Here is a 9,672-nt window from a genome sequence, read left to right on the forward strand (position 1 = left end):
CTTCGACGCGGAGATACCGATCGAGCCGTAGGACGTGGGGGTGACGTCGTAGCGCTCGCGCACGTCCGCGACCAGGGAGGCGTAGGCGCTTTGCAGGCCGGCGACGACCTCGTCGAGGCGATAGGACCACAGGCCGCCCTCGAGGTGGTTCTCCCACCCGTGGCCGCCGGTGGCGAGGACCTCGTGGTCGGGGCCGATGAGGACGGCTTTGATGCGGGTCGAACCGAATTCGATGCCGAGCGCGGGGGTCGGTGCGCATGGGTGCTCCTTGGGTCTTCATTGACGAGGCCGGGGCCTGGAATGCGCTCACGGTAACACTCTCGCGCACGCTCCGACGGGACCTGCGACCACTTATCGAACACCGTGCACGATATATGCGAATTCGCGCTTTATTCACGGCGCTGTTGTCCCATGAGCCTGGTGCTCCCACCCACCCATCTTCCTCACCAATGAGCCCTTCCACCTGACGGGTCGGGGGTGTAGACTACGCGTAGTCACTGTTGAGGAAGACGCATGTCTACGGCACGTGTTGCACGCTCCGTCAAGCTCGATCCCGAGATCGATGCCCGGCTCACGGCCCTTGCGCAGCGGACGGGACGAACGAAGTCGTTCTACATGAATCGCGCCATCGAGTCAGCGCTTGAGGAAATCGAGCTGGCCTACTCACTGCAGGCTGAGCTCGAGGACATCCGCGCCGGGCGAGTCGCATCGGTGAGCCTCGACGAGGCGGTGAAGATCCTTGGCCTGGAGGGCTGAGCTGTCACCACGCGCACTGAAACAGCTCCGCAAGCTCGATAAGCCGACCGCAAGACGCATCATCGAGTATCTCCGCGAAACCTCGAGTTCGAGGATCCCCGCTCGCGAGGCAAGGGACTGACCGGCAACCTCGCAGGATTGTGGCGATACCATGTCGGCAACTATCGGATTATTGCTTGTATCGAAGATGACGAGCTATTGATCCTTGCCATCAACATCGATCACAGGTCTCAGATCTACCGCTGAGCTACTGAGCGCCGAAGCTCGCGATGACGAACTCGCGGGCACGGTCGATGGCGGCCAGTTCCTCGTCCGTCAGGGCCTTGGCGGCGCTGCGACGGATAAAGGTGAGGACGACGGAGGCGTAGACGTCCGCGGCCAGGGGGAGCACCTCGTCGTCGACGCGGCCACGCGCCCAATCGGTAAATACCGAACAGCACGTGCGATAAAGCTGCTCATGCAGGTCGCCGTCGCCTCCCACGCGGATCGCCAGCAGGGTTGTCAGTGCCTGCCCATTGTGCGCGTACACGTCCGCAAGGTGGCGGGCGACGGCGCGGGCGTCGCGCCCCTCGCCGAACCACAGGCCCTCGAGGGCAGGGGTGATCTCCTCAAGGAGGAAGGACACCACTTCGGCCAGGAGGGCGTCTTTGTCGGCGTAGTGGTCGTAGAAGGTCGTGCGCGAGACCATCGACGAGCGACAGATGTCCGCGACGCTCACCTGCGCGTAGGGCTTAGCCTCGCACGCCTTGACGAGGCCGGAGCGGATCGCGCGGCGCGTCTTGCGGATGCGCAGGTCCAGGTTCTTCTCGGCGTCGCGCCCGTGCTTACTCTGGCTTCGAAGGTACATTGTTCTCCGATCACTTCGCGCCTATCGATAGTCATATCCTACATATGTCGATCGCCTCGTCCGGTATCCGACAGACAGTGAGGTATTGTGTGTTCCTCATCGCGATTTCGAGGCATAGGATCGACGCATGTTCACGCGCTACACCGGCAACCGCCAATTTGATCTGCAGCTTAACAGGACCTTCCAGCCGATCCTCGATCGCGCGGGGATGGGCGAAATAGCCGCCACACTCCCCCAGCTTCGGTCGACGAAGGAGATCACGACGCTCGCGCAGCGACTCGCCGAGCGATTCTCATCCGAGGGGGACGCGGATGCCGCGTGGCGCCTCTACGAGCTCGCGGCCTTCTACCTGGGCGCCGGCGACCCGCGCAAGCGGCGCTTCATCGACGCCATGTCAGCCGCCTTCGACGAGGCCCACGAAGGCCTCGCGCTCGCCCGGCACACGGTTCCCTATCGCGGTGGGGAGCTGACCGCGATGCGATGGGAGGCGGACCCGGTTCACCGGGAGCAGGCCCCCGCGGGCACGCCGCACACGCTCGTCATGATGAACGGATTCGACGGCTACGCGGAGGAGATCATCGACTTCGCGTCCCACTTCCCGACCCGTCCCTTCGACATCATTACCTTCGACGGACCGGGCCAGGGGCACACGGCGCTGGCGGGCACGCCTCTCGTGCCCGAGTGGGAGCGCCCCACGGACGTGGTGTTGGACTACTTCGGCGTGGAGAGCGCGGCCGCCCTCGGCGTGTCCTTCGGCGGGTACCTGGTCATGCGGGCGGCCGCCCACTGCCCTCGTATCACGCACGCCATCGCCTTCGACATGATGTATCGGCTCCTGGATGGCCTGACTGCGCCACTGCCTCGTGCCCTGCGCCCCCTCGCGGAGGCGGTCGTCGGCGCCCCGAGGCCCGCATGGCTCATCGACGCCGCTTTGAGCGTCGCGCCGCGCTTCAGCGCGGACCTGGCGTGGAAGCTCCAGCAGGCGCGGCACCTGACGGGTCTGAGCAAGCCGAGTGAGGTGCTGCGGGCGTTCGGCGCGTTCACGATGGCACCCCTCGAGGGGGCGATTCACCAGCCGTGCCTCGTCCTCGCCGGGGACGCGGACCAGTACGTACCCTTCGAGCGGCTGGGAGACGTGCGCCGGGCGCTGGCGAACGCGGCAGAGCTGGACGTGCGCGCCTTTCACGAGGCCGAGGACCCGGACATGGCGCAGCACTGCCAGATCGGGGACTTGGACCGCGCCTTCGCGATCATGGGCGAGTGGCTGACGCTCTGCAAATGAGGCGCTCAGCAGGCCGATTAGATGAGGAGCGCTTGATTTTCGATACTATTTATCGCTCTAGGACCGATAATGTAGACTATCCGTATGCATCTCCTACGATTCACGTTTGAGAACCACCGATCGTTCCGCGATGAGGCAACCCTCGACCTGGCGCGTCCCACACTCAAGACGCTCCACCCTTCCAAGGGCACAACGTGGAGTGACCACATCCACCACGTGGACGGCATCTACGGGGCGAACGCTTCCGGCAAGACTAACGTTCTCGATGCCCTCCATTACATGCTCGGAGCCATCGGATCCTCTGCAACATCATGGCTCGAAAAACCACAGTTCCCTCGAGCCCCCTTTGCGCTTATCCCGGGACAGATGACAGCTCCCGCTACCTTTGAGCTCGAGTTCATCTTCTCCGGCAAACGCTACGCCTATCGATTTGCGACGGAAGCTGAAGGCGTCACCGAAGAGTCCCTGCATGTCGTCAACACTCGGTGGAAAGAAGTGTTCGTGCGCAATGCTGACGGGCGAGTCAAGGGCCTGAAAAGGATACCCCACGTTGCCCGACGTGAACTCGCTCTTTCCCGCGCTGCCCAATTCAACCACGAAACCGTGACGCCCATCTGGGAAGCTCTTATGCGCGGATTTGACCTCTATCACGTTGGCGATGACGAGGTCAACGCCCGCCTTGGTCGCATCGCACGGCAGCTCCAAGAACGGAGTCTACGTCTCGATGACCTCGTCACCCTCGCGCAAATCGCAGACACCGGTATCACCAACATTGAGGTGGAGGAGCATGCAATTCCGCCACAGCTTGCCCGGCTCATCACACGCATGCTTTCACCCACAGCCGACGATTTGCAGGACGAACAGCCGGATCAGTCCTCCGAGGAGGAAAGAGACCTGAGCAACTTCATCGCACGCAATCTCTTTTTCCGACACGGTACGAATAGCGGAAGGCTCAGGCACTCCGACGAGTCCACAGGCACCATGGCGTGGCTCGCTCTCGGAACTGCCGTCGTGAGCGCACTTAGGAACGGTCGCGTTCTCGTCGTCGACGAACTGGGTTCAAGCCTTCATCCTCAACTTTCCCGCCTCATCATCGACTGGTTTGAGGACCCTTCGGTGAATACAACCGGAGCTCAACTCGTTTTCACAAGCCACGACATGACACTGCTCGACGCCGGTCGCGGCGACAGGGAAAAGCGTGAGCAGGTGTGGTTCGTGGAGAAAGATAGCGACGGCGTCAGCGAACTCTTCAATCTCGCAGATTTCCCTCTTCAGAAGGGCAGCAATATCGTCAAACAGTACCTTGAGGGACGATTCGGCGGAGTGCCTTACACCGTTCCTTCGCTCATTCACAAACTCCTCAATCCTCGTACCGGAGAAGAGGAGTGAGAGTCGATGGGACGACGCAATACACGTAAATTACGCAACGCAAAACAACTCAAGATACGTTATGCGCTATTCACCGAGGGCTTAGTCACTGAACGTCAGTACCTTGAGCTACTGCGTCAACACCTGCGTCCCCGCCATGCAACTTTTTTGATCAAACCGGCTCTTCATAATTCGGGGTGTAGTTGGGGTTTGAATCCTCCGGTTTCGAGGAGTGCTCGGGTGATGTAGTGGGTGAGGTTACGGAATCCGAGGGCGGAGCCGCGTAGGTGTTCGAGGCGGCCGTTGATGGCTTCGGTGGGGCCGTTGCTTGTGTGGGGGTGGTCGAAGTAGGCCAGGATGTCTGTGGCTCGGCGTTTGAGTGTCCTGCCCAAGGTGGTGAGCTCGGTCAGGCTCCTCGGTACGCGCGTGGAGGTCAGTGTGTTGATTTCGGCTTCCATCAGGGCCTTACCGCGGATTTTGTTGGGATCACGATAGGCGTCGATAATGTTCTGGTAGGCGCTCCAGGTGACTTCGAGGGCGACGTGGTAATCGCTGGCGAACAGGTCGAGGATCTGGTGTTGCTGGCGTGGCGTGAGCAGGCATGAGCGGGTGTGTAACATTCTGCGGGCCTTGTACAGGGGGTCCGTGGAGCGCCCGCGCCGGTGGTGGAGTTCTTGTTGGATGCGCCTGCGGCACTCATCCAAGGCGTTGCCGGCCAGGTGTACGACGTGGAAGGGGTCCATGACCGCCCTTGCGTCGGGGAGTTCTTCGGCGGCAGCGCTCTTGAACCCGGTGAATCCATCCATCGCGACGATCTCAATACGCTCACGCCACGTATCGGGCTGGGAGGCCAGCCAGGTTTTGAAGACCTTTTTGGAGCGGCCTGGGACCATGTCTAGGAGTCGGGAGGGGCCACGGCGATCTCGGATGGGCGTCAAGTCCAAGATGACGGTGACGTATTTGTCGCCGTATGGGGTGTGGCGCCACACGTGTTCATCCACGCCGATGACGCGCACGCCCTCACACCGGGTCGGGTCGTTGATCAGTGAGCGCTCTCCTTCGGCCAGGACAGCGGTGTTGGCGGTATTCCAGGACACACCGAGGGCCTGGGCGATGCGCGCCACCGTCAGATGGTGGACGACCAGCCCAGTGAGCGCCCAGCGCACCGCCGCCCGTGAGAGCTTGGCGCGCGGATCGGCCGCTTGACTCATATCCTGACGCCACACGTGAGAACACCCCTGACACCGGTAGCGGCGCACGCTCACATGCAAAATCGTGGGACGCCACCCGTAAGGCTCGTGCGCCAAGCGCCTGACCACCGTGTCACGAGCCACGCCCTGGCACCCGCAGCGTCGACACCACCGATCCTCACCAACAATGCGGCACGCCAACACTGCACGGTCTGGCCACATGCGTNGATCGTGCCGTCAATGTCGAGCGCGACCAGGACCTGAGACGCGGCCGACGGGAACCCGGCGGGCAGGGCGACCGAGGCCTCGTCGAGGAGCTCCTCGAAGGGGCGGGCCGCCTCCCCGGTGGAGGGGACCGTCAGGAAGCGTTCGTGGTTCATCGAGCGACCGGGGTCAGCGCCTCGAGTCCGCCCAGGTAGGGGCGCAGCGCCTCGGGCACGTACACGGAACCGTCAGAGCGCTGGTGGTTCTCCAGGAAGGCGACGATCCAGCGGGTCGTGGCCAGCGTGCCGTTGAGCGTGGCGACCGGGGCCATGCCGTCCTCGCGGCGCTCGCGAATGCCGAGGCGGCGCGCCTGGAACGTCGTGCAGTTCGACGTCGAGGTGACCTCCATGTAGCGCTCCTGGGTTGGCAGCCAGGCCTCGCAGTCGAACTTGCGGGCGGCGGAGGTGCCCAGGTCGCCGGCGGCCGTGTCGATGACGCGGTAGGGCAGCTCGACCTTGGCGAGCATCTCCTCTTCCCACGCGAGGAAGCGCTGGTGCTCCTCGGCGGCGTCCTCGGGGCGGCAGTAGCTGAACATCTCGGCTTTGTTGAACTGGTGGACGCGGATGATGCCGCGCGTGTCCTTGCCGGCGGAGCCGGCCTCGCGGCGGTAGCAGGTGGACCAGCCCATGTAGCGCTTGGGGCCGGCGCTAAGGTCGAGGATTTCGTCGGCGTGGTAGCCGGCGAGGGCCACCTCGGACGTGCCCGTCAGGTACAGGTCGTCGGCGGGCAGGTAGTAGATTTCGTCGGAGTGCTCGTTGAGGAAGCCCGTGCCGCCCATGATCTGCGGGGTGACCAGGGTGGGTGTCATCATCGGGACGAAGCCGNCGCCCCGAGGCGACTCTTCAGGACGAGGCTGCCCCGGCCTCGTCGATCGAGCCGCGAGCGGACGAGTACGCGTGCCTCGTCGTCGCGGGCATGGGCTACGACGGCGAGACGATGGCCGACACCGACCCCGAACTGAAGAAGCGCATCGGGTGGATCGCCTACGTGTGGGCGGGCCTGGGCGCGATGGGCGCCCCGCGCATGAAGGCACGCCTCATGCTGCGTTCCCCCTCGGCACCTGTGCCCGACCCGCTAGGAGTGGGCGACCAGATTTCCGGCGAGATCATCGACGAGGCCCGGGCCGCCTCCACGCGTCCGGATTCCTTGCGCTCACACGGGGATGAGGTTACGCGCCTCGAGGCACGTTCCGTCATGTTCGCGAACGCGGGCGAGATGAAGATGCTGGTCCTCGCGCCCGATGCGGAGCTTTCCGACGGCCTCATCGACGTCATCGCGGTCGACGCGCACGCCGGCCCGCTCGGCTGGGCGGATGTGACATGGAAGATGCTGGGGCAGCTCATCGGCNGGTCCCGGCCGCGGGAACCCCCAGTCGCGCCCGCAGCGCCTCCAGCCCGGTCGCCTTGGTCACGCCGAGCGGCTCAATGTCCGCCCAGGACGTCCAGCCGACGAACACCTCGTGGGTGCGCGATACGTCCAGGGACAACAGGATCTGATTGAACTCCTCGCGGTCCATGTCGGCGGCGCGCACGACGACCTTCGGGGTGGGCGTGGAGGCGAGCTCCTCCATCGACACGATGCGGTGATCGCTCCCCTCGATCTCGTCGTTCGGGAAGGGTGCGGAGAGCAGGATGTTGGGGTGCGGCATCGACGCGAACACAGCGCCGGGCACTGCCGAGGCGATCTCCTCCAAGATCGGGCCGGGAACGAAGGTGTGCTCCTCGACGATCTNCGCTGCGCCAAGCGCGCGACCGGCACGACCGACGCGGCGATCAACACGTCCTGGACGACGAGAAGCGTGAGCGCCGAGGGGAAGAGCCGATACACCGGCCCCAGCAGCGCCAGGATCGGATGGAAATGATCGCCCAGCAGGTTGTAGCCCGGCCCCTTGATGGGGACGATGGGCGCCTCGAAGCGCGAGTACGCTTGGACGGCCTCGGCGAAGATCCCCAGGTCCCAGGAGGGCACGACGAGCGCGCGCCACTGGGCCACAGAATAGACGACGTAGAGCGCGCCGACGGCGCACGCAATGACGGTNCGGGTCGATGAGCGCGGCGCCCTCGGGAGTCAGTATGCCCGCGTCCTCGCCGGCGCTCAGCACGGTCGGGAGGATGTCGCGCAGACGCCACGGGACCAGGCCCTCGACCATGGCCTCGTACTGATCAAGGTAGAACTCCACATAAGTGCCCGTGGTCGAGTCGATCGGGAACATACCCGAGGCGTCGCCGACGCCCAGGACGTGGCGTCCCGTCAGCTGATGATGGACCCACCCGGCCAGCGTCGTCAGGCGAGCAACGCGCGGCGCGTGCTCCTCGGAGTCGAGGACCGCCTGATGCAGGTGGGCGATCGACCAGCGCAGGGGGATGTTGAAGCCAAAGAGGCGGGTGAGCTCGTCAGCGGCGCGTCCCGTGTTGGTGTTGCGCCACGTGCGGAAGGGCGCGAGCAGGTTGTCGTCCGCGTCGAAGGCGAGGTAGCCATGCATCATCGCGGAGATACCGATCGAGCCNAAGCTGCTCATGCAGGTCGCCGTCGCCTCCCACGCGGATCGCCAGCAGGGTTGTCAGTGCCTGCCCATTGTGCGCGTACACGTCCGCAAGGTGGCGGGCGACGGCGCGGGCGTCGCGCCCCTCGCCGAACCACAGGCCCTCGAGGGCAGGGGTGATCTCCTCAAGGAGGAAGGACACCACTTCGGCCAGGAGGGCGTCTTTGTCGGCGTAGTGGTCGTAGAAGGTCGTGCGCGAGACCATCGACGAGCGACAGATGTCCGCGACGCTCACCTGCGCGTAGGGCTTAGCCTCGCACGCCTTGACGAGGCCGGAGCGGATCGCGCGGCGCGTCTTGCGGATGCGCAGGTCCAGGTTCTTCTCGGCGTCGCGCCCGTGCTTACTCTGGCTTCGAAGGTACATTGTTCTCCGATCACTTCGCGCCTATCGATAGTCATATCCTACATATGTCGATCGCCTCGTCCGGTATCCGACAGACAGTGAGGTATTGTGTGTTCCTCATCGCGATTTCGAGGCATAGGATCGACGCATGTTCACGCGCTACACCGGCAACCGCCAATTTGATCTGCAGCTTAACAGGACCTTCCAGCCGATCCTCGATCGCGCGGGGATGGGCGAAATAGCCGCCACACTCCCCCAGCTTCGGTCGACGAAGGAGATCACGACGCTCGCGCAGCGACTCGCCGAGCGATTCTCATCCGAGGGGGACGCGGATGCCGCGTGGCGCCTCTACGAGCTCGCGGCCTTCTACCTGGGCGCCGGCGACCCGCGCAAGCGGCGCTTCATCGACGCCATGTCAGCCGCCTTCGACGAGGCCCACGAAGGCCTCGCGCTCGCCCGGCACACGGTTCCCTATCGCGGTGGGGAGCTGACCGCGATGCGATGGGAGGCGGACCCGGTTCACCGGGAGCAGGCCCCCGCGGGCACGCCGCACACGCTCGTCATGATGAACGGATTCGACGGCTACGCGGAGGAGATCATCGACTTCGCGTCCCACTTCCCGACCCGTCCCTTCGACATCATTACCTTCGACGGACCGGGCCAGGGGCACACGGCGCTGGCGGGCACGCCTCTCGTGCCCGAGTGGGAGCGCCCCACGGACGTGGTGTTGGACTACTTCGGCGTGGAGAGCGCGGCCGCCCTCGGCGTGTCCTTCGGCGGGTACCTGGTCATGCGGGCGGCCGCCCACTGCCCTCGTATCACGCACGCCATCGCCTTCGACATGATGTATCGGCTCCTGGATGGCCTGACTGCGCCACTGCCTCGTGCCCTGCGCCCCCTCGCGGAGGCGGTCGTCGGCGCCCCGAGGCCCGCATGGCTCATCGACGCCGCTTTGAGCGTCGCGCCGCGCTTCAGCGCGGACCTGGCGTGGAAGCTCCAGCAGGCGCGGCACCTGACGGGTCTGAGCAAGCCGAGTGAGGTGCTGCGGGCGTTCGGCGCGTTCACGATGGCACCCCTCGA

Annotated in this window: 5 protein-coding genes and 7 pseudogenes; 5 read left to right on the top strand and 7 right to left on the bottom strand. The window is 64.7% G+C overall.

Going from position 1 to position 9,672, the window contains the following annotated elements:
* Positions 1 to 234: pseudogene (locus BQ7477_RS12505) on the bottom strand (ATPase); the annotation flags it as partial.
* Positions 235 to 513: 279 nt separating this feature from the next.
* On the opposite strand from BQ7477_RS12505, the gene relB reads away from it, so the two are divergent.
* Both relB and BQ7477_RS09420 read left to right on the top strand, forming a co-directional pair.
* Complete coding sequence (relB, locus tag BQ7477_RS09415; RefSeq protein WP_073983699.1) at positions 514 to 756, top strand: type II toxin-antitoxin system RelB family antitoxin; 243 nt, start codon at positions 514 to 516, stop codon at positions 754 to 756.
* A pseudogene (locus BQ7477_RS09420) lies at positions 740 to 1,002 on the top strand (type II toxin-antitoxin system RelE family toxin). The gene relB and the pseudogene BQ7477_RS09420 overlap by 17 nt, the downstream one beginning before the upstream one ends.
* 1 nt (position 1,003) lies before the next feature.
* Here BQ7477_RS09420 and BQ7477_RS09425 read toward each other — a convergent pair.
* Positions 1,004 to 1,603, bottom strand: a complete 600-nt coding sequence (locus BQ7477_RS09425; RefSeq protein WP_073983700.1) for a TetR/AcrR family transcriptional regulator — start codon at positions 1,601 to 1,603, stop codon at positions 1,004 to 1,006.
* A 127-nt stretch (positions 1,604 to 1,730) separates the two neighbouring features.
* Here BQ7477_RS09425 and BQ7477_RS09430 point away from each other — a divergent pair, with 127 nt between their 5' ends.
* Both BQ7477_RS09430 and BQ7477_RS09435 read left to right on the top strand, forming a co-directional pair.
* Positions 1,731 to 2,885: an alpha/beta fold hydrolase gene (locus BQ7477_RS09430; protein WP_073983701.1), complete on the top strand. Its 1,155-nt coding sequence runs from the start codon at positions 1,731 to 1,733 to the stop codon at positions 2,883 to 2,885.
* An 84-nt stretch (positions 2,886 to 2,969) separates the two neighbouring features.
* On the top strand, positions 2,970 to 4,274 hold the full coding sequence (locus BQ7477_RS09435; RefSeq protein ID WP_073983702.1) for an AAA family ATPase: 1,305 nt from the start codon (positions 2,970 to 2,972) through the stop codon (positions 4,272 to 4,274).
* A 164-nt stretch (positions 4,275 to 4,438) separates the two neighbouring features.
* Here BQ7477_RS09435 and BQ7477_RS09440 read toward each other — a convergent pair.
* The 5 pseudogenes from BQ7477_RS09440 to BQ7477_RS09470 form a co-directional block, all read right to left on the bottom strand.
* A pseudogene (locus BQ7477_RS09440) lies at positions 4,439 to 5,668 on the bottom strand (ISL3 family transposase); the annotation flags it as partial.
* Between the two features lie 151 nt (positions 5,669 to 5,819).
* A pseudogene (locus tag BQ7477_RS09445) lies at positions 5,820 to 6,530 on the bottom strand (aminoacyl--tRNA ligase-related protein); the annotation flags it as partial.
* A gap of 911 nt (positions 6,531 to 7,441) precedes the next feature.
* Positions 7,442 to 7,738, bottom strand: a pseudogene (locus BQ7477_RS09460) (DUF2079 domain-containing protein); the annotation flags it as partial.
* A 7-nt stretch (positions 7,739 to 7,745) separates the two neighbouring features.
* A pseudogene (locus BQ7477_RS13285) lies at positions 7,746 to 8,222 on the bottom strand (FGGY family carbohydrate kinase); the annotation flags it as partial.
* Positions 8,215 to 8,613 (bottom strand): annotated as a pseudogene (locus BQ7477_RS09470) (TetR/AcrR family transcriptional regulator); the annotation flags it as partial. The pseudogenes BQ7477_RS09470 and BQ7477_RS13285, both read right to left, overlap by 8 nt.
* A 127-nt stretch (positions 8,614 to 8,740) precedes the next feature.
* On the opposite strand from BQ7477_RS09470, the gene BQ7477_RS09475 reads away from it, so the two are divergent.
* Positions 8,741 to 9,672, top strand: a 932-nt coding sequence (locus BQ7477_RS09475; RefSeq protein WP_073983704.1) for an alpha/beta fold hydrolase, incomplete at its 3' end; no start/stop codon positions are given.

The organism is Actinomyces bouchesdurhonensis (assembly GCF_900128465.1).
Lineage (GTDB): Bacteria > Actinomycetota > Actinomycetes > Actinomycetales > Actinomycetaceae > Pauljensenia > Pauljensenia bouchesdurhonensis.

Bases quoted from the DNA above. Each gene is read 5' to 3' on its own strand.
- relB (WP_073983699.1), top strand. From the start codon at position 514: ATGTCTACGGCACGTGTTGCACGCTCCGTCAAGCTCGATCCCGAGATC.
- BQ7477_RS09435 (WP_073983702.1), top strand. From the start codon at position 2,970: ATGCATCTCCTACGATTCACGTTTGAGAACCACCGATCGTTCCGCGAT.
- BQ7477_RS09425 (WP_073983700.1), bottom strand. From the start codon at position 1,603: ATGTACCTTCGAAGCCAGAGTAAGCACGGGCGCGACGCCGAGAAGAAC.
- BQ7477_RS09430 (WP_073983701.1), top strand. From the start codon at position 1,731: ATGTTCACGCGCTACACCGGCAACCGCCAATTTGATCTGCAGCTTAAC.